The sequence below is a fragment of the Autumnicola psychrophila genome (assembly GCF_031846645.1).
GTDB lineage: Bacteria > Bacteroidota > Bacteroidia > Flavobacteriales > Flavobacteriaceae > Autumnicola > Autumnicola psychrophila.
The window spans coordinates 141,633-161,582 of record NZ_JAVRHN010000002.1 but is presented as its reverse complement, the minus strand read 5'-3'; the positions used below and the strand labels follow the sequence as shown (position 1 = coordinate 161,582).

General features: G+C 39.5%; 15 protein-coding genes. 7 read left to right on the top strand and 8 right to left on the bottom strand.

Annotation, left to right across the window (positions count from 1 at the left end; translation table 11 throughout):
• The first annotated feature begins 22 nt into the window (after positions 1-22).
• Together RM541_RS03280 and RM541_RS03275 are read left to right on the top strand one after the other, a co-directional pair.
• Positions 23-2,851 carry a carboxypeptidase-like regulatory domain-containing protein gene (locus tag RM541_RS03280; protein WP_311498795.1) on the top strand — a complete coding sequence of 943 codons (2,829 nt, stop codon included), beginning with the start codon at positions 23-25 and terminating at the stop codon, positions 2,849-2,851.
• 33 nt (positions 2,852-2,884) lie between these two features.
• A complete protein-coding gene (locus RM541_RS03275) occupies positions 2,885-4,282 on the top strand; it encodes a DUF5689 domain-containing protein (protein WP_311498794.1) in 1,398 nt (465 codons plus the stop codon).
• A gap of 8 nt (positions 4,283-4,290) precedes the next feature.
• On the opposite strand, the gene RM541_RS03270 is transcribed toward RM541_RS03275, so the two are convergent.
• The 8 genes from RM541_RS03270 to RM541_RS03235 form a co-directional block, all read right to left on the bottom strand.
• Positions 4,291-5,550 (bottom strand): DUF389 domain-containing protein, encoded by a 1,260-nt coding sequence (locus RM541_RS03270; RefSeq protein WP_311498793.1) that lies wholly within the window; start codon positions 5,548-5,550, stop codon positions 4,291-4,293.
• A 138-nt stretch (positions 5,551-5,688) separates the two neighbouring features.
• Entirely contained in the window at positions 5,689-9,072 is a 3,384-nt protein-coding gene (gene mfd / locus RM541_RS03265) for a transcription-repair coupling factor (RefSeq protein ID WP_311498967.1), read from the bottom strand.
• Positions 9,073-9,165: 93 nt separating this feature from the next.
• Positions 9,166-9,957: a TspO-related membrane protein gene (locus RM541_RS03260; protein WP_311498792.1), complete on the bottom strand. Its 792-nt coding sequence runs from the start codon at positions 9,955-9,957 to the stop codon at positions 9,166-9,168.
• A gap of 347 nt (positions 9,958-10,304) precedes the next feature.
• Positions 10,305-10,934, bottom strand: a complete 630-nt coding sequence (gene pdeM / locus RM541_RS03255; RefSeq protein ID WP_311498791.1) for a ligase-associated DNA damage response endonuclease PdeM — start codon at positions 10,932-10,934, stop codon at positions 10,305-10,307.
• A 52-nt stretch (positions 10,935-10,986) separates the two neighbouring features.
• On the bottom strand, positions 10,987-12,141 hold the full coding sequence (locus tag RM541_RS03250) for a methionine aminotransferase (RefSeq protein ID WP_311498790.1): 1,155 nt from the start codon (positions 12,139-12,141) through the stop codon (positions 10,987-10,989).
• 82 nt (positions 12,142-12,223) lie between these two features.
• Positions 12,224-12,970, bottom strand: a complete 747-nt coding sequence (locus RM541_RS03245) for a succinate dehydrogenase/fumarate reductase iron-sulfur subunit (RefSeq protein WP_311498789.1) — start codon at positions 12,968-12,970, stop codon at positions 12,224-12,226.
• Between the two features lie 80 nt (positions 12,971-13,050).
• Complete coding sequence (locus RM541_RS03240; RefSeq protein ID WP_311498788.1) at positions 13,051-15,054, bottom strand: fumarate reductase/succinate dehydrogenase flavoprotein subunit; 2,004 nt, start codon at positions 15,052-15,054, stop codon at positions 13,051-13,053.
• Between the two features lie 12 nt (positions 15,055-15,066).
• Positions 15,067-15,729, bottom strand: coding sequence for a succinate dehydrogenase cytochrome b subunit (locus RM541_RS03235; protein WP_311498787.1), 663 nt, complete (start codon positions 15,727-15,729; stop codon positions 15,067-15,069).
• Between the two features lie 271 nt (positions 15,730-16,000).
• Here RM541_RS03235 and RM541_RS03230 point away from each other — a divergent pair, with 271 nt between their 5' ends.
• From RM541_RS03230 to RM541_RS03210, 5 genes are all read left to right on the top strand, one after another.
• Complete coding sequence (locus tag RM541_RS03230; protein ID WP_311498786.1) at positions 16,001-16,921, top strand: DnaJ C-terminal domain-containing protein; 921 nt, start codon at positions 16,001-16,003, stop codon at positions 16,919-16,921.
• Positions 16,918-17,211, top strand: coding sequence for a chaperone modulator CbpM (locus RM541_RS03225; RefSeq protein ID WP_311498785.1), 294 nt, complete (start codon positions 16,918-16,920; stop codon positions 17,209-17,211). The genes RM541_RS03230 and RM541_RS03225 overlap by 4 nt, the downstream gene beginning before the upstream one ends.
• Before the next feature lie 190 nt (positions 17,212-17,401).
• Positions 17,402-18,694 (top strand): aminopeptidase P N-terminal domain-containing protein, encoded by a 1,293-nt coding sequence (locus tag RM541_RS03220; protein ID WP_311498784.1) that lies wholly within the window; start codon positions 17,402-17,404, stop codon positions 18,692-18,694.
• Between the two features lie 78 nt (positions 18,695-18,772).
• Positions 18,773-19,543: an alpha/beta fold hydrolase gene (locus RM541_RS03215; protein WP_311498783.1), complete on the top strand. Its 771-nt coding sequence runs from the start codon at positions 18,773-18,775 to the stop codon at positions 19,541-19,543.
• 70 nt (positions 19,544-19,613) lie between these two features.
• Entirely contained in the window at positions 19,614-19,874 is a 261-nt protein-coding gene (locus RM541_RS03210) for a DUF1660 family phage protein (protein WP_311498782.1), read from the top strand.
• Positions 19,875-19,950: the final 76 nt, after the last annotated feature.

The window sequence follows — 19,950 nt, the reverse complement described above, 5'->3', positions numbered from 1 at the left end:
TTCCCGACTTTTTGAGGCAAAAATGGGGAACAAATTTCTTCTGATTTTGCTGTGGATTTGGTTTCCCTACACCTCATTTTCACAAGCAACCTCCATTAGGGGTAGTGTCGTAGACGGTTATTCTCTGGAGGAAATCAGTTCAGTTAAAATAATTATAGAAGGCACCTTCATCGAAACAGAGACGGATGCCAACGGTGTCTTTTTATTTTATTCTGAAGATCTTCCGGAAGGGAATCAGGTTTTAGTTTTTACCAAATCCGGTTATGCACGGCAACGGATTCCGGTAGTTATTGCTAAAGGCCAACAAAAGGACCTGAGCCAGATCCTTCTTACACCAGATATTTCCGAAGAACAAAGGCAAATCGGTATCATTAGTCTTTCCGATAATGAATTAAATGAAGAAGAAGGTAGTTTCGATAATCTATCCGGACTTTTACAGGCTTCCAGAGATGTTTTCTTAAATGCCGCGGCCTTTGACTTTAGTGCCACTTTTTTCCGCCCCAGGGGCTTCGACAGCGATCAGGGAAAATTGCTCATTAACGGCATAGAAATGAACAAAATTTTCAACGGGAGACCACAGTGGAGCAATTGGGGTGGACTTAATGATGTGCAGCGAACACAAATCTTTTCCATGGGTATTTCTCCTTCCGAAGTAAGTTTTGGCGGTCTGGCAGGGACTACAAATATCATTATGCGTGCTTCAGAATATGGTGAAGGAGGCAGGATTTCCTACGCTGCTTCTAATCGCAGTTATACAGGACGGGTCATGGCTACTTACAATTCGGGAGAGTTGCCTGCCGGTTGGGCATATTCGCTTTCTATTTCCAGAAGGTTTGCTAAAGAAGGCTATGTGGACGGGACTTTGTATGATGCTAACTCCGTTTTCCTGACTGTAGAGAAGGATCTTTCGCGACATCATTCCCTCAATTTTACCGCATTTTATACACCAAATATCCGCGGAAAATCCTCAGCAAATACCCAGGAAGTTTTCGATCTTAAAGGGCGCAGGTACAATTCCTTTTGGGGTTATCAGGATAACGAAATTCGTAATTCCCGACTCAGGGAGATTAAAGAACCCGTCTTTATGCTGAACCATTATTGGCAAATTTCAGACAAAATTCAGCTTAATAATAATATATCTTACCAGTTCGGGAGTGTTGGGAACTCAAGGATTGATTTTGGTGGGACCAACCGTGTGGTTTTTAATGGTCAGGAAAGTTTTATTGGTGGCGGTGCAAATCCAGATCCGGCTTACTATCAGAAGTTGCCGGGCTATTTCTTAAGGTTTGAAGATAATGCCAATTATGAAGCTGCTTATCGCGCGCAACAACAGTTTGCCGATAATGGGCAAATTGACTGGCCCTCTTTGTACAGTTCAAATTTAAATGAAGCAGCCACAGGTGGTAATTCGATTTATGTTATTGCTGAAGACCGGAATGATGATCAAAATTTTACTACAAATTCCATTCTCACTGCACGACTAAAGAAAAACATCGAGTTGAACGCGAAAATCAGTTATACAAGCTTAAAAAGTGAAAATTTTGCTGCTGTAAAGGATCTTTTAGGCGGAACGGGCTACCTGGATATCGATTTTTTTGCTGAAGGAACCGCCGAAATGACCGAAGCTGATGCCGCGCAGAGTGATCTTCTAAACAGAAATAGAATTGTAACTGAAGGTGACAGATTCAAGTACAATTATGAACTTTTTGCAGATGTAGCTGAAGCATTTGCCCAAATTCAATATAAACTTAGCAGAATCGATTTCTTTGTTGCCGGAAATATTTCCCAAACTTCCTATCAGCGCAACGGACTCTTTCAAAATGGCACTTATGCTGAAAATTCCTTCGGAAAAAGTGAGGAACTTTATTTTACAAATTTCGGCATAAAGTCCGGTGCTACATATAAACTTTCTGGCAGGCATCTTATTACCACGAATCTTGCTTATTATACTAAAGCGCCCAATCTGCGGAATTCATTTTCAAATTCGCGGCAAAACAATGAAACGGTAGTAGGATTGGAGAGTGAACAGTTCCGGTTTGGAGATTTGTCTTACCGCTTCCGTTCTCCAAAACTGAATCTTCGCTTAACCGGTTATTATGCTGACATTCTTGATGCAACTGAAATTTCCTTCTATTATGCCGACGGACTTTCGGGGTTGGGAAGAACAGGAACAACAGCCTTTGTTCAGGAGGTTCTAACGGGAATAAGCAAGCAGCATCTTGGAATAGAGTTAGGAGCCGAAAGTCAGATAACTTCAACTATAAAACTTAAAGCAGCTGCAGCTTTGGGGCAATTTATTTATGCGAACAATCCCAATCTATATCTCACTTCCAGTAGTTTTGATGAAGCTGTGAATTACGGAACTTCCTATTTGAAGAATTACCGCATACCGGGCGGTCCGCAACGGGCAGCGCAGTTGGGCTTCGAATATCGCGATCCTGATTATTGGTGGTTTGGAACTACAGTAAACTTTTTTTCTCATGGCTTTGCAGATGTGAGTCCGCTTACAAGAACTGCCAATTTCCGTACAGACGCCGATGGTTTGCCAATTTTAAGCTATGACGAAAATATTGCGAGAAGATTGCTGAAACAGGAACAATTTGAGGATTATATGCTTGTAAATGTCATTGGAGGCAAATCCTGGCGGATTAAAGATTACTATCTGGGGTTTTTCTGTAGTCTCAATAACATTTTTGATGTTTTATACAAGACGGGTGGCTATGAACAGTCCAGAAACGCCAATTTTTTAAGTTTAAAGGAAGACCGGGAGCGCGATCAGCCCCTTTTTGCTTCCCGTTACTGGTACGGAAACGGATCTACTTATTATATAAATTTTTACCTGAGGTTTTAAGGTCGATAATTGCCATTTTTAAAGATGAACATTATGAAGAGGAATATTTATTTACTGCTGATAATTGCAATTTTCAGCCTTCTGCTTATTTCCTGTGTTAAGACAGACGATTATGATCTTCCGGAAATTGAAGATATTCTTGTGGATTTCGACGGAAATCTTACCAGCATTTCAGCAGTAAAAGGAAGTTACGATCCTATTGCAGATGAAATTTATACCTTCCAAAATACAGATACTTATTTTGAAGGTTATGTAGTTTCCAGCGATGAAGGTGGCAATTTTTATAAGGAACTTGTGCTTCAGGATAAACCGGAAAATCCCTTGGCCGGAATTGTTATTCTGGTGGACGAAAATTCCCTGCACGAAACCTTCAACTTTGGAAGAAAAGTTTATGTAAAACTGGATGGTCTTAGCCTGGGCTACAATAACGGATTGCTTCAGCTAGGCATTCAAAACAGGGGAGATGTAGTGGCAATTCCAAATGCCAAGATCGATGAACATTTGATAAGGTCTGAACAAACAGCAGAAATTGCTCCGCTTAAATTGAAGATAACCGACTTTAGGGATGAATATAAAAGTCTCTTTGTACAGGTGGAAAATGTGCAGTTTAACCGGAATTTAGTCAGGGACGAGCATATATATTCCTTCGCTTCAGAAACTATAGATCAATATGACGGGGAGCGGCAATTGGAAAGCTGCGAATCTGGCGCTACGGCCGTTTTAAGTACCAGCTCATTTTCTGATTTTAAGTCACTGTTACTTCCACAGCAATCAGGAAGTATTAAAGCGGTTTTAAGCCGAAACTTTTATGATGATTTTTACGTATTGGTGCTGAATAATCCACAAGATCTGAATTTTTCAGGGGAAAGATGTGATCCGGTTTTTATGAATTGTGGAGAAAATCCTACTGTGGGATCCGAAGTGCTTTTTAATGAAGATTTTACTGATGTTAATACACTTACTGCCTTAAATAGCCGCGGATGGAAAAACCTGAATGTTAGCGGCGGTAGCGAAAAGTTTAAACCCGGCACAAGAAACGGAAACAGATATTTCAGGATTTCAGCTTACAATACTACAGAGAATCCGTTGGAAGCATGGCTGGTTACTCCCGGCATAAACCTGGATAACACTTCTCAAGAAGTTTTTTCCGCAGATATCCTTGCTTCTTTTGACAACGCGACAATCCTTGAAATGTATGTTACTACAAGTTTTACCGGAAATCCCAAAACAACAGAATGGCAGTTACTGGATGGCAAAATTCCGGTAGGACCTTCGAGCCAGAATGGAACCGTTTTTAGGAATACGAAGATTGATATTTCCTGTCTGGATGGAACTGTAAATTTTGGTTTCCGTTATCTGGGAGCAGCCCCCGACAAAACCACTACTTACGATGTGGACAATGTGAGAGTGACAGGGACCGATAACCCTTAGAGCAGATCCTAATCAGTCACCACATGTATCTGGTAAACCTCGTAAATATCATCGTAGGGATATTTCATGTTTTTCTTTAAATGCTGAACAATTCCATCTTTTAATTCCTCAGAGGAAATGATTGTATCGGTTTTTAGAATCGTCGCTTCAAAATTAGCAATAGATTTATTGTTCCTTTCGACATTGGTGAAAGTTACATCTTTATTCAGGACCTTAATATTGGGAATTTTGTTTAGTTCACTGCCCAAAACTTCCGCAAGTTCTGTGTTCATACTAGCTTTTCTAAGGAATGGAGGCTGGCGAAACTGCCAGTACATCATCGCACCAATACCTAAAACCACAATCATAGTAGTTATTAAGCCTGTTTTCTTGCCTCCTCTTAAAAATCTGACACCATCGGGAGTTACTTTTCCGTAGAAATAGAAAACCAGCGTAGCGGCGAGGTGAATGCCCAGCAATTGAAGTAAGATTCGATACAGGCTGCTAAAAACTACCTGCCAGTCCATCATATAAAGTCCGGCGCCAATTAAACCTACCGGAGGTGCCAAAGAAGCTGCTACCAAAATGCCCACAGCTGCGCCTGAAACGAGACTATCTCGTTCTGACTGGCAAATATTAATTGCACCCGCAAATCCTGAAACCAGTGGCAGAAAAAGGGCAAATTTCGATACCTGGCTTACCTCTTCCATTAACGGAGTGAGAGTTTTTAAAGGGAAAAGAAGTGTAAGGAGAAAACTCGCAATTATACCTGTGAGAATGGCTACGGCGTATCTTTTAAGACTACTTGTTAGAAGCGGTATTTTTCCGGCTGCAGTGGCCAGAGCGGCATTCATGGCAGGTCCTGCGAAGGGAGCTACTAACATGGCTGCCACGAGTAAATAGGTGGTAGTAGTAAACAGCCCAATCCATACTATTATTCCTGCTACAAAAGAATAGCCGATAAGCCCAAACATTGAACCTACACTCTGGATGCCACCAAGATAAATTTCTAATGAACTCTTAGGTTTTACATCTGCAACCTGATCTGGAGATTCTGAAGCCGGAGGGTACAGGGTAATCACACCTCTGGGAATAAGAGTGATCTCGGGTCCTTCAAATTCGTCAATCTCTTTAAGAAAATTATTTACTTCCTGATTAGGAAGATAAACCATAAAAACATCTTCGCTTTCAGAAGAAATATCTATTGTGTTTTTTCCTTTAAACTTTTTAATGGCATCCAGAACCTTTTCTTTATTTCCTTTGGGAATCTTTATGGTAAGTTGGCGCATGCGTAGCTTTTTGTTAGTAAAAGATAAACAATGCCGAAAAAAGTAGAGGTAGCCTTAAGGGAATTTTATGTTTTTCATTGATAAAGTTTGCCGGAAATAAAATTTGTTTATAAAAAACGAAAAGCGAGACAAAGAATTTTACGCCTCTATATCTTCCTCTTTTTTCACTTTCGTATCCAAAGGCTCCATCACTTTTAAAGCTTTTTCTACAGAAGTGATTTTTTCGAAAGTGAGTAACAACCGCAGACCTGCGCGGGTTTTCTTCTCTTTCATCTTGCACTTTTGAGGATGCGATTGTACATAGTGAAGAACCTTGGTAAATGAGCTGGTTTGATAAAATCTCGATTGTTGGTCTGCAATAAAATAACCGATCAGCTTATTTTGTTTCAGTATCACTTTCTCCAGGCCAATATTAGCTGCAATCCATTTAAGGCGAACGCTGTTTAATAAATCCAGAGCCTGTACAGGTAGTTCGCCAAAACGGTCTACCAGTTCTGCTTCAAATTTCTGCAGTTCTTCTTCTGTGGCAATATTATTTAGCTTTGTGTAAAGACTTAGTCTCTCAGTAATACTATTAACATAATCGTCCGGGAAAAGAATTTCAAAGTAAGTATCTATCTGTACCTCTTTTACAAAGGTCTTTTCTTCAATATCCTCATTTTCATTGTAAAGATCCTTGAATTCGTTTTCCTTCAGTTCCTGTATGGCTTCATTCAGGATTTTCTGATAAGTATCAAAACCAATTTCATTTATAAATCCGCTTTGTTCACCACCAAGTAAATCTCCTGCTCCACGTATTTCTAAATCCTTCATTGCAATATTAAAGCCGCTGCCCAATTCTGAAAATTGTTCCAGGGCAGTCATCCGCTTTCTTGCTTCATCTGTCATTGCAGAGTACGGCGGAGTGATAAAATAACAGAAAGCTTTTTTATTACTTCGGCCCACTCTTCCGCGCATCTGGTGAAGATCAGAAAGTCCAAAGTTATTTGCATTGTTTATAAAGATAGTATTGGCATTTGGAACATCAAGTCCGCTTTCCACAATGGTGGTGGATACAAGTACATCAAAATCACCATGTATAAAGCTATACATTAACTTCTCCAGTTTTTTTCCTTCCATTTTTCCGTGGCCAATTCCTATACGGGCATCAGGCACGAGGCGCTGGATCATTCCGGCGACTTCTTTAATGTTTTCAACGCGATTATGAATAAAGAAAATCTGTCCGCCTCGTTGGATTTCATAAGAAACTGCATCGCGAATAGTCTCTTCAGAAAAACGGATTACATGGCTCTCTATAGGATAACGGTTTGGCGGAGGTGTAGTTATAGTAGACAAATCCCTTGCAGCCATTAAGCTAAACTGAAGGGTACGCGGTATTGGCGTGGCTGTTAAGGTAAGGGTATCGACATTTTCCTTGATGGTTTTGAGCTTGTCTTTAACTGAAACTCCGAATTTCTGCTCTTCGTCTACAATTAACAATCCCAAATCTTTAAATTTTACAGCTTTGTTTACCAACTGATGTGTTCCAATAACAATGTCAATTTTACCATTTTCGAGATCCTGAAGTGTCTCACGTCGTTCCTTTGCTGTTCTGAAACGATTTAGGTAATCTACAGTTACAGGAAAGTCTTTTAAACGATCTGTAAATGTCTGGTGATGCTGAAAGGCAAGAATCGTAGTTGGAACGAGTACTGCTACCTGCTTACCATTGTCTACAGCTTTAAAGGCCGCACGAATGGCAACTTCGGTTTTTCCGAAGCCAACGTCGCCGCAAACCAGGCGATCCATAGGACGCTCATTTTCCATGTCTTCTTTTACTGCCTGGGTGGCTGTACTTTGATCTGGAGTATCTTCATAGATAAACGAAGCTTCCAGTTCGTGTTGCATAAAAGAATCTGGTCCATAGGCAAAACCTTTCTGCAACCTGCGTTTTGCGTATAATTCAATTAAGTTATAAGCAATATGTTTTACGCGGGATTTAGTTTTGCTTTTTAGGTTTTTCCAGGCATTGCTTCCTAGTTTGTAAATCTTGGGAGCTTTGCCGTCTTTCCCGTTATATTTTGAAATTTTGTGTAGCGAATGGATGCTGAGGTAAAGAATATCACGCTCTCCGTAGAAAAGTTTAATCGCTTCCTGTTTATTGCCTTCAACATCTATTTTCTGTAGTCCGCCAAATTTTCCTATTCCGTGGTCGATATGCGTTACATAATCCCCAATTTCAAGACTGGTAAGTTCTTTTAGAGTTATCGCCTGCTTTTTGGCATAACCGTTCTTCAGGTGAAATTTATGATAGCGCTCAAAAATCTGATGATCTGTATAACAAACATTTTTAGCCTCTTCATCTATAAAACCCTGAAACATCGAAAGTACGATCGTCTGGTACTTTACTTCCCGCTCCTGGTCGTCAAAAATATCGTGAAAGCGCTTTGCCTGTTGCTGGCTAACGCAAAAAACGAAATTTTTATAACCCTCCTCCTGATTCTGAATCAGATTATCAATTAATAAATCGAATTGTTTGTTGAACGACGGCTGCGGTTTGGTTTGAAACTCAATGATTTCTTGAGGATTGAGGTATGCCTGATTGCTTAATTCCACAACAGAATAATCCAAAATCTGCTTTTTTAGAAGTGCCGCGTCACAAAACAATTCCTTTGGCTCACTGTGTTTTATATCTTCGGAAAGATTTTTAAAAGCTTCTTCGGCTTTGGTGAAAAGTTTGTCCACCTGGGAAGAGAAAACTTCCATGTCTTTTGTGAAAATCACAGTTTTTTCTGCTATATATTTCAGAAAACTTTCCCGCACTTCATCCAGCTTTTTCTTCTCCACATTGGGCATAATGGAGATTTTTTTGACTTTATCTGTAGAAAGCTGAGTTTCTACATCAAAACTCCTGATGCTGTCCACTTCATCTCCAAAAAATTCGAGTCGATAAGGTTCATCATTGCTGAAGGAAAACACGTCTATAATCCCACCTCTAACTGAAAATTCTCCCGGTTCTGTAACAAAGTCAACGCGACGAAACCGATATTCAAAAAGCACTTCATTTACAAAGTCTATCGAAAGGCTATCGCCAAGAGAGATTTTTAATGTGCTTTTGTCGAGCTCCTTCCGGGTAACCACTTTTTCAAAAAGTGCATCGGGATAAGTGACGATAATTGCCGGTTTCTTGCGGGAGTTTATTCGGTTTAAAACTTCGGCACGTAGTAAAACATTGGCATTATCGGTTTCTTCAATCTGGTAAGGCCTTCTGTAACTACCGGGGTAAAAAAGGACATTTTTCTCGCCAACCAGCTGCTCAAGGTCGTTCAGATAATAGGCGGCTTCTTCTTTGTCATTAAAAATCAGCAAAAAAGGATTTTCAGCTTCTTTAAAAGTGTTAGCAAGTACAAAGGAAAGTGATGAACCAACGAGTCCTTTTAAATGAATTTTTGCAACTTCTTTTTCAGAAATTGCAATAGCTTGCTGCAATTCCTGTTGGTGCAGGGATTGTGCAAAGCTTTGGGCAATAGCAGATTTACTCATTGCGGCAAAGATAATTCCTGAAATCATCCCTTCCAACAACTCAACGTTTTTTTAACGCTTTGTCTCTGCTGATGTTAAAGTTTAAATTCTATTTTATGAATTATTCTTCATTTTTGCCATAGGGCTGGTTTCTTTGTTTTTGTAGCCATGATAACTCGCATTAAGGAAAATTAATATAGCGCCTCCCATTGCAATCCAGGCCAGGATCTCATTTTCTCCGGTATGTCTTACGAAAATTGCCACCAGTGCCCATACGCCAACAAGTGCAAATTCCCGCATATTCCGGGTGTAAATAATGATGATATTGATAATTGTAGCAACCACGATCATGGTCACAGTCCATTGTACTTCTGAAAAAAGCCAACCATCCCAGCCAATTTTTGCCAGGTAAGCAGAAATATTTGCTATAGTGGCTACCGCAATCCACCCGGAATAAAAACATATGGGCCACCAGCTAAAAGCAATAACTTTTAGCGGCGCATCCCAGCGTTCCATGTTAGTATTCAGGATAATTTTGATTAGCGAAAACAAAATTAACAGCATTATGAGAACCGAGAGGCCTGTAAATTCATAAAGCCAGGCGAAGACCCACGCTGTATTGCCGATATTTGCCAAAATAAACCATGCACCTGTTTTTGCGATAAGATCCAGGTGTTTTTCGGTTTTAAAAGCGCAATACATCTGGAAAACTGAATAAGCCAACAACGCGATATAGATCACCGCCCAAATGGAAAAAGCATAGCCGGCAGGGGTAAAAAGGTTTTCATATTGGGCACTAAGGCTGCCAATCGTGTTTCCGTTTAATTTTACGGCCTGGGAGTAATAATTCACGGCAATAGCTAAAAGAACCGAAAGAAAATTAAGAACAGAGAGTTTTTTAGCCATAATACGTTGTTTAAAAGTTGTGATGAAAAAACGTGTAATTAATTGATGTCCTTTTGTGGTTTATGTAATTCCGTCCATTTAATCCCAAATTTTAGCAGAAAAAATAGTATCAAAAAGAAAGCGAAATGAACTAAAAGAACTCCAGAAGTCCATTCCACCCCAAGTTCTCCACTAAATAAGGTCTTTATAATTAATAATGAATTCGGATTCGTGTAAATTCCATAAGCGAAGTAAATTGACAAAAAGGAAGCTGTTACTAAAAAGCTAATTCCAAAAATTCTTCTTATCATAACGGTTTTTTTTGTTTCTGAATTCCAATTGATTTCAAAATGAAAGGAACAGACGACTTAATTTACTAAAATTACTTCATTTTTTGTTATCACGAAGATTTGGTCTTCTTCTTTGGGTTTTAAATAATAATTCCCTGTAAATTCGCCAAAAGCAGGCAGGATTAGTTGATTATTAGATTTGTAGAAGCAACGCAACTTTAGCTGCTGCCGGCCTTTGCCGTTTAATTTGTAGCCGGGATGTATATGTCCGCAAATGTTGAAGTCGCTCTCCTTTTCTTCCGGATGATGTGTAAGCCGAAAATTGCCAATTTTCAGCATTGGGTAAATTTGGATATTCAGTTCTTCATATTTCAGCGGAGAAATAATGTCGTGATTTCCTGCGACTAAAATTATTTCTGAAGTGACTGAATTTACCCATTCTTCAAATAAATTCCATTCCACATTAAGCGAACTGTGAAACAGATCACCCAAAAAGGCAATTTTCGCCGGATTGAAGTGTTCCACAAGCTTCGACAGCTCCATGAAATTCTTAATAATGGCCTTTTGCGGTACTGCGCTTCCAAATTTCCTGAAATGACTGATTTTTCCCAGGTGGACGTCGCTTATCAGCAGCATATCTTGCTCTTTCCAAAAGGCTGCCCCACTGGTGTGAAGCTGAAAATGGCAATTATCGATCTCAATGGTCATATTTAAGGTGCAATTGGGGAAATTCCTGAATATTCCGATATAACGGAAAAAATCAGATTCGGTTTAAAATTTCTGCTGCCTTTTCCAGCGTTTCATTTGTCTTGGCAAAACAAAACCGGAGTTGTTGATTGTCTTTTTTATCAATATTAAATTCTGAAACCGGAATAGAAGCTACTTTATGTTCCTGTGTTAAACGATTTGCAAAATCTGTATCCTTTTCATCTGTAATTTCAGAAAAATCAAAAAGCTGGTAATAGGTTCCTTTGGAAGGGATAGCAGTAAATTTCGTTCCTTCCATTAATTTGAGGAATTTGTCCCTTTTCTCCTGATAAAAACTACTTAAACTCAGATAATTTTTCGGATTTTTCAGATGTTCTGCGAACGCGCGTTGCATTGGATGGTTCACGCAGAAAGTAACAAGCTCGTGGACTTTCCAGATTTCTTTCATCAATTCTTCCGGTGCAACACAGTAACCCATTTTCCATCCCGTATTGTGAAATGTCTTTCCAAACGAGGAACAAACAATAGCTCTTTCAGCTAAATAGGGAAAGCGGGAAGCGCTCTGATGTTCGATATTATCAAAAATAATATGCTCATAAACTTCATCACTCAGCAGGATGATATTGGTGTTTTTAAGCAGGCCTTCCAGTTGCTGCATATCTTCTTTGGACATTACCGAGCCGGTAGGATTATGCGGAGTGTTGATAATGACCATTTTCGTTCTGTCATTTATTTTCTCCTTTACTTCCTGCCAATCGATACTAAAATTGCTTCCCTTCAGCTGAACAAGTATAGGTTTTCCATCATTTAATTTAATGGCGGGTTCGTAACTATCGTAAGCCGGTTTAAAAACTATAACTTCATCTCCAGGACGCACAAAAGCGGTAATTGCAGAGAATAAAGCCTGAGTGGCGCCGGAGGTCATGGTGATTTCAGAATCAACTTTATATTTTACGCCGTACAGTTTCTCAATTTTAGCTGAAATTTGCTCGCGTAGCTCCGGAATCCCGTTCATGGGAGGATATTGATTGTATCCGTCTTTCATGGCTTTATAAACCAACTCCTTTAGCCGTGCATCTGTTTCAAAATTTGGAAATCCCTGCGATAAATCGATGGCATTGTTCTCTCGCGCCATACTGCTCATTACAGAGAATATGCTGGTTTTGTTATTTGGGAATTTCGAAGGATGATTACTGAAATTGGGCATAGCTTTATTTTTTAAATAAGATGCATAAAAAATCCCGGATTCAGAAAGAATCCGGGATTGAATTATTCAAGTAAATAAACTACTATCCTTTAGTGGTAGCTTTCATGTATTCTCTATTCATCCTGGCGATGTTCTCCAAAGAAATTCCTTTAGGACATTCAATTTCACATGCGCCGGTATTGGTACAATTTCCAAATCCTTCAGCATCCATCTGTCTTACCATCGCTTTTACACGCTCGGTAGCTTCAATTTCTCCCTGCGGAAGCAGAGCATATTTTGAAACCACAGCAGAGGTAAACAACATTGCACTGGCGTTTTTACAGGCAGCCACGCAGGCTCCACATCCAATGCAGGTAGCTGCGTCAAAAGAAGCATCTGCATTTGTTTTTTCTACCGGAGTTGCGTTGGCGTCTATTGTGTTCCCTGAAGTATTAACGGAAATATATCCCCAGGCCTGCTGAATCCTGTCGAAAGCACTACGGTCCACAATTAAATCTTTAATTACAGGAAATGCTTTTGCGCGAAATGGTTCAATTACAATAGTGTCTCCATCTTTAAAGGAACGCATATGTAACTGGCAGGTGGCAATAAGTTTATCTGGCCCGTGAGGTTCCCCATTGATCTGAAGGGAACAAGATCCACAAATACCTTCGCGGCAGTCATGATCAAACTCCACCGGTTCCTCTCCTTTGGCTACCAGACTTTCATTCAGCACATCCAGCATCTCGAGAAAAGACATATCCCCTTCAATCCCTTCCATAGGATAATCTACCATTTTCCCTTTTACAGTGGCATTTTCCTGGCGCCATATTTTTAAGTTAAGCTTCATAGTCTAGATTTGAAGATTTGAAGATTAGGAAATTTGAATTTGAACTTAATTTCAAATTAAGAAATTCCCAGATTTTCAAATTATTTATAACTTCTTGTTTTTAATTCGATATTATGGAATTCCAGTTCTTCTTTGTGAAGTTTGGCTTCACCTATATTTCCGGTGTATTCCCATGCCGCAACATACCTGAAGTTTTCATCATCCCTTAAGGCCTCTCCTTCTTCAGTCTGATATTCTTCACGGAAGTGTCCTCCGGCAGATTCATTTCTGTTTAAGGCATCTTTTGCAAATAATTCTCCCAATTCAAGAAAATCTGCTACTCTGCCAGCTTTTTCCAGTTCAGAATTCTTTCCAGTGGATGTTCCCGGTACTTTTACGTTTTTCCAGAAATCTTCCCGTAGGGCAGCGATCTCTTTAAGAGCTTCTTTTAATCCCTGTTCGTTACGGGCCATACCACATTTATCCCACATGATTCGTCCCAGCTTCTTGTGATAAGAATCTACTGAATTTTTACCTCCGGCATTCATTAACTTTTCAATACGGGCCTTTACATCATTTTCAACAGCATCAAATTCAGAAGAATCGGTAGGAATTTTTCCTGTCCCGATATCTTTTGAGAGATAATCTCCAATGGTATAAGGCAGTACAAAATAACCATCGGCAAGTCCCTGCATGAGGGCAGAGGCTCCAAGCCTGTTTGCACCGTGATCTGAGAAGTTAGCTTCTCCCGCCGCATAACAACCTGGGATTGTGGTTTGCAGGTTATAATCTACCCATAAACCACCCATTGTGTAGTGAACTGCAGGATAAATCATCATTGGAGTTTCATACGGATTTTGATCTACGATCTTTTGATACATATCAAAAAGGTTTCCGTATTTAGACGCCACAGTATCTTTTCCTAATTTGGTGATTTCTTCTTTTGAAGGATTTTTACTTCCCATAGTGAAGGCTTTTTCCTTTCCGTAGCGCTCGATAGCACTTGCGAAATCAAGATAAACAGCTTCACCGGTTTTATTAACACCATATCCTGCATCACAACGTTCTTTAGCTGCTCTTGAAGCCACATCACGGGGCACAAGGTTACCAAAAGCAGGATAACGACGTTCCAGGTAATAATCTCTTTCTTCTTCGGAAAGGTCTGTAGGTCTCTTTTTACCTTCCCTTATCGCTTTTGCATCTTCTTTTTTCTTCGGAACCCAAATTCTTCCGTCATTCCGAAGGGATTCAGACATTAACGTGAGTTTTGACTGATGTTCTCCCGTTACCGGAATACAGGTCGGGTGAATTTGCGTATAACATGGATTGGCAAAAAACGCACCTCTCCTGTGTGCTCTCCATGCTGCCATTACATTGCTTCCCATAGCATTCGTGGAAAGGAAGAACACGTTTCCATATCCTCCTGAAGCCAGCACTACAGCGTGAGCGGAATGTCTTTCAATCTCACCGGTAAGCATGTTTCGGGCAATAATTCCTCTCGCTTTCCCGTCAACAAGTACCAGGTCCATCATTTCATGTCTATTAAAAGACTGGATTTTCCCCCGGTTTATCTGTCGGTTCATTGCAGAATATGCTCCCAGCAATAATTGCTGCCCTGTTTGTCCTTTCGCGTAAAAAGTACGGGAAACCAATACCCCTCCAAAAGAACGGTTATCAAGCAATCCACCATATTCGCGGGCAAAAGGTACTCCCTGTGCCACGCATTGATCTATAATACTTCCTGAAACCTGGGCAAGGCGATAAACGTTTGCTTCGCGGGAACGATAATCCCCTCCTTTTACGGTATCGTAGAAAAGGCGGTAATCTGAATCGCCGTCTCCCTGGTAATTTTTGGATGCGTTAATTCCTCCCTGTGCCGCAATTGAGTGCGCCCGTCTGGGGGAATCCTGGTAGCAGAAAGTTTTAACATTATAACCCAATTCTGCTAAAGTTGCCGCGGCACTACCGCCCGCCAATCCTGTTCCTACTACAATAATATCGATGTTACGCTTGTTCGCAGGGTTAACAAGATTAATGTTATTTTTATGTTTGTCCCACTTTTCCTCTAGAGGTCCTTCCGGGATTTTTGAATCTAAAACTGCCATAAATCGTACGTATTAAACGTTATTAAAATAGTGAAAAAGGGCTATGAAAATGAATCCTAGCGGAACGATAATCGAAAAAGCCACCGTAAAACCTCTTAATCCTTTAGAGTACTTGTTATGCCATCCTACAGATTGGAATGAGGATGAAAAACCGTGCAAAAGGTGAAGAGCCAGAAATATGAATGAAATAACATATAAAAGGGTTCTTATCGGACTATGAAATTTTGCAACTAGTTCCAGATAATACCTTCCCGGGTCTTCAGGATGGTTTTCAAAATATTTATGAGCGATTTCCGGAAACCAAAAATCATAAAGGTGAAGTCCTAAAAAAGCCAAAACTACCAATCCGGTTAATAACATGTTCCTGGACATCCAGCTGGTGTTGGTACTTGGTTTAAAGCTTACGTACTTAATGTTTCTTGCCTTCCTGTTATTATATTCAAGAACAAAACCCATAATAAAATGGAAAAGCACTCCTGCAATTAAGACAGGTTGTAGAAGAAACTGTACATAGAAATTAGTTCCCATAAAATGAGAAAACTCATTAAATGCTTCTGAGCTAAATACCGATATGGAATTAATTACTAAATGTTGAGCTAAGAAGAAGACGAGGAACAGTCCGGATAAGGCCATAGCAAACTTTCTTGCTATTGTAGAATTTAGAAAACCACCCATTTTAATTTTTTAAGAAATTTTACGAGCAAAAGTAAGTCTCATTCTTATTTTGGGCAAGTATTAATCGTTATATTAAACATTATTTAGAACCAGTTTAAAGAACATTGCACGGGTTGTAGGTTTTTATAAACGGGGCTCATTTTGTTATATTCTTTTTGCGGTCAAAGAAGGATACTTTTCTGGTTTTTACAAAAGCTTAACGCCTAATTATTCCGAAATTCGTAATTTCAGACAGGAGGAAGACTTCCCTGGTAATTAAATTTGATGTTGAATGGAATTTATAGATTACTACAAGCTATTGGAGTTGGAAAAATCTGCCAGTCAGGCAGATATAAAAAAGGCTTACCGGAAGCTTGCCAGAAAATATCATCCAGACCTTAACCCAAATGATAAAGAAGCACAGGCGAAATTTCAGCAGATAAACGAGGCGCATGAAGTTTTAAGTGATCCTGAGAAGCGAAAGAAGTACGACGAATATGGAAAGGACTGGCAACATGCAGATCAATTTGAGCAGGCGAGGTCACAACAGCAACAGTCTGGAAGCACAGGCTATGGCAATTTTGGCGGAGGAAAGGGATATTCTTATTCCGGGGATTTTGAGGATGATACCTTTTCAGATTTTTTCGAGCAGATGTTCGGCGGTGGCGCCAGAAATAGTGGATCGGGAAGAGGGACACAGTTTAAAGGTCAGGATTTTAATGCGGAACTTCAGTTAAATTTATCTGATGTTTACACGAGTCAGAAGCAAACCTTCACCCTAAACGGAAAGAAAATTAGACTCACCATTCCCGCAGGAGTGGAGAACGGACAAACGATCAAAATCAGGAATCATGGAGCACCGGGGATCAAGGGTGGTCCAAAGGGAGATCTTTTTATCACATTCAATATTATTAACAACACAAAATTTAAGAGAGAGAAGGAGCATCTTTACAGTACAGAGGAAATTGAATTGTATACCGCGCTTTTGGGAGGGGAGGTTACTGTTGATACTTTTGATGGTAAAGTAAAACTGAAGGTGAAACCGGAAACTCTGTCAGATTCACGGGTCAAATTAAAAGGAAAGGGCTTTCCAAAGTACAAAAAGGAGGAGCAGTTTGGAGATCTTTTTATCACCTATAAGATAAAAATGCCATCGAATTTGAGTGAGCGGGAAAAAGAACTTTTCAGGGAATTGCAAAAACTAAGGTCATGACTTCAGAAGATTTAATACCGGCAGAGGAAATTTGTACACTTTACAAAGTGGAACGTACTTTTATAAGTTCACTTTATGAAAGCGGACTCATCGAGATAGTCACCGTAGAACGGAAGGAATACGTGCCGTGCGATCACCTTCGGAATTTTGAGAAAATGATGAGGTTGCATAAGGACCTCGATATCAATATCGAAGGCCTGCAAGCCATACATCACTTACTGGATCAGGTTCAGAAGTTGCAAAAACAGAATGTGAGGCTTAAAAACCGTCTTTCCCTATACGAAAGCTAACCCGGCTTAAGAATGTGCAGATATTTAGTTGCAATTTAACAGCATTTAGAAGAGAGCTTTTTACTTTTGGGATCAGAATAGTAAAGAACTGCTTTGTGGTTTCTTTGAGCTGGAACATTACCGGCAAATTTCTTACCTCAAAGAGAATGCACTTTTTTAAAACTGAATTTGAAATAATTAAATTTAATAAATGAAGTATCACCAAATTGACTCTGAACTTTTTATAAAGAACCGAAAGAACTTTGTGGCTAAAATGAAGCCCCAGAGTCTTGCAGTTTTTAATTCCAATGATGTCTATCCCATAGGGGCGGACAGTACGATTCCCTTTGAGCAGAACCGGGATTTATTTTATTTAAGCGGGGTGGATCAGGAAGAAAGCATTCTTGTTTTATTCCCTGATGCACCTAAGAAAGAGCACAGAGAAATTCTCTTTTTAACTGAAACTAACGAGCATATTGCCGTTTGGGAAGGGGAGAAATTAACTAAGGACAAAGCTTTTGAGGTGAGTGGTGTAAAGACCGTTTACTGGATGAAGGATTTCGAAAAGATCTTTTTTGAAGTAATGACGCAATGTGAAACTGTATATTTTAATACCAACGAACATTATCGTTCTTCCCATAAAACAGAAACACGGGATATGCGCTTTATCAAATGGTGCAAAGAAAAATACCCTGCGCACCAGGTGGCCAAAAGCAATCCTATACTTCAGCGGTTGCGATCTGTTAAAGATCCAATCGAACTTGCGCTTATGCAGAATGCATGTGATATTACCGAAAAAGCTTTCCGTAGAACGCTTGCATTTGTGAAACCGGGAGTTTGGGAATATGAAATCGAAGCTGAATATTATCACGAGATGATCAGGAACCGCTCACGTGGCTTTGCATATACGCCAATTATTGCCAGTGGGAACAATGCCAACGTCCTTCATTATATAGAGAATAATCAGCAATGCAAGGCCGGGGATTTAATCCTTCTCGATACTGGTGCTGAATATGCCAATTATGCCAGTGACCTTACCAGAACAATACCGGTTTCCGGAAAATATTCAGAAAGGCAGAAGCAGGTTTACAACGCCGTAAATCGAGTAAAAAAAGAGGCTACCAAAATGCTCGTTCCGGGAACAATTTGGGCAGAATATCATAAAGAAGTTGGTAAACTAATGACTTCAGAATTATTAAGTCTTGGTTTGCTAGATAAGGCTGATGTTCAAAATGAAAATCCTGACTGGCCGGCATACAAAAAGTATTTTATGCACGGCACGTCGCATAACATAGGTCTGGATACTCATGATTATGGAATTCTTACCGAGCCAATGCAGGCGAACCAGGTTTACACCGTAGAGCCGGGGATATATCTTCCGGAAGAAGGGTTTGGTATTCGGCTTGAAGATGATGTTGTAATTCAGGAAAAAGGGGAGCCCTTTAATCTAATGAGAAATATTCCGATTGAACCAGACGAGATAGAAGAAATAATGAATACTTAGTGATTTAAAAAAACAGATTTACAGCCACGACAACATTAAATTAAAATTAGTGTCTTCGTGGCTTTTTAATTTTATTTTATGAAGATAAGCTATAGGGATACAGAGATATATTTTTCTTCTGAAGGAACGGGGAATCCGCTCATTCTTTTGCACGGATTTATGGAGAGCTCGAAAATATGGAATGATTTTGTTCCTTCTCTGGCTGTAAATCGCCAGGTGGTGTGTATCGACCTTCCCGGCCATGGGGAATCTGGATGTTTTAATGAAATCCATAGTATGGAAGACATGGCCAAGGCTGTAAAAGAAGTGCTGTGGAATTTGAATATTGAAAAAGCAGCGGTTGCGGGGCATTCTATGGGGGGTTATGTTAGTTTGGAATTGTCAAAAATTTTCCCTACTCTGTTAAGAAGTTTAACATTAATCAATTCTACTCCTGAAGCAGATAGCGAGGAGAGAAAAATAAATCGGGACCGCGCAGTAAGTTTGGTGAATAAAAATAAAAGCGCATTTGTAAAAATGGCAATTTCCAACCTTATGTTGCCGGACAGTTCTAAAAAGCATAATTCAGAAGTGCAAAATCTAGTTTCTGAAGCGTTAAAAATGAGTGGAAAAGCTATAACTGCAGCTACAAAAGGTATGAAAATTCGTTCAGATAATTTTGAACTGTTTGCAAAAATGGAAATTCCAAAAAACATTATTGCAGGAAAACAGGATCCGATTTTAGACCTGGATGGTCTAAAACTATTGGCAAATAAAGGAAAGTCCAATCTTCATGTTCTTGAGGGAGGGCATTTATCTTTCATTGAAGATAAGCAGGTTTTAAGAAAACTTTTACACTTGATCGATTAATTTTAACTTTTTATCTTAGTTTTTAACTTTTTTGTTTAATTTTAAATTTAGAAAATAAAACCAAATCTTTATGAAGGATAGAAACCCTAAGCTATTTTCATTCTCAAAGGTTTATTGCGGCATTTTTGGTCATAGCTTAAAAGTGTCTAAAAATGTCACAGAGCATGTTCATGAATACAGATGTGCTAAATGTGGAGTGGAAATGACGGACACAGCTAATGGATTTTTAGCACGCCTTACTCCGAAATTTAAGGAGACAAATAATTATCTGGCAAAGATTCACCAAAGAAGAAGAAATCGTAAAAATTTACTTGTTGCTGAAGCTTCTTAAGCCGTTCGGTAGGAACCAGAAATTTACTAATATAACTTTAGGAACAAGCTATCGGTTTTGTTCCTGCTAATTTCTT

What these genes read in the sequence shown, in the direction of transcription:
- RM541_RS03280 (WP_311498795.1), top strand. Translation starts at nt 23, where the DNA reads ATGGGGAACAAATTTCTTCTGATTTTGCTGTGGATTTGGTTTCCCTAC.
- RM541_RS03275 (WP_311498794.1), top strand. Translation starts at nt 2,885, where the DNA reads ATGAAGAGGAATATTTATTTACTGCTGATAATTGCAATTTTCAGCCTT.
- RM541_RS03270 (WP_311498793.1), bottom strand. Translation starts at nt 5,550, where the DNA reads ATGCGCCAACTTACCATAAAGATTCCCAAAGGAAATAAAGAAAAGGTT.
- mfd (WP_311498967.1), bottom strand. Translation starts at nt 9,072, where the DNA reads ATGAGTAAATCTGCTATTGCCCAAAGCTTTGCACAATCCCTGCACCAA.
- RM541_RS03260 (WP_311498792.1), bottom strand. Translation starts at nt 9,957, where the DNA reads ATGGCTAAAAAACTCTCTGTTCTTAATTTTCTTTCGGTTCTTTTAGCT.
- pdeM (WP_311498791.1), bottom strand. Translation starts at nt 10,934, where the DNA reads ATGACCATTGAGATCGATAATTGCCATTTTCAGCTTCACACCAGTGGG.
- RM541_RS03250 (WP_311498790.1), bottom strand. Translation starts at nt 12,141, where the DNA reads ATGCCCAATTTCAGTAATCATCCTTCGAAATTCCCAAATAACAAAACC.
- RM541_RS03245 (WP_311498789.1), bottom strand. Translation starts at nt 12,970, where the DNA reads ATGAAGCTTAACTTAAAAATATGGCGCCAGGAAAATGCCACTGTAAAA.
- RM541_RS03240 (WP_311498788.1), bottom strand. Translation starts at nt 15,054, where the DNA reads ATGGCAGTTTTAGATTCAAAAATCCCGGAAGGACCTCTAGAGGAAAAG.
- RM541_RS03235 (WP_311498787.1), bottom strand. Translation starts at nt 15,729, where the DNA reads ATGGGTGGTTTTCTAAATTCTACAATAGCAAGAAAGTTTGCTATGGCC.
- RM541_RS03230 (WP_311498786.1), top strand. Translation starts at nt 16,001, where the DNA reads ATGGAATTTATAGATTACTACAAGCTATTGGAGTTGGAAAAATCTGCC.
- RM541_RS03225 (WP_311498785.1), top strand. Translation starts at nt 16,918, where the DNA reads ATGACTTCAGAAGATTTAATACCGGCAGAGGAAATTTGTACACTTTAC.
- RM541_RS03220 (WP_311498784.1), top strand. Translation starts at nt 17,402, where the DNA reads ATGAAGTATCACCAAATTGACTCTGAACTTTTTATAAAGAACCGAAAG.
- RM541_RS03215 (WP_311498783.1), top strand. Translation starts at nt 18,773, where the DNA reads ATGAAGATAAGCTATAGGGATACAGAGATATATTTTTCTTCTGAAGGA.
- RM541_RS03210 (WP_311498782.1), top strand. Translation starts at nt 19,614, where the DNA reads ATGAAGGATAGAAACCCTAAGCTATTTTCATTCTCAAAGGTTTATTGC.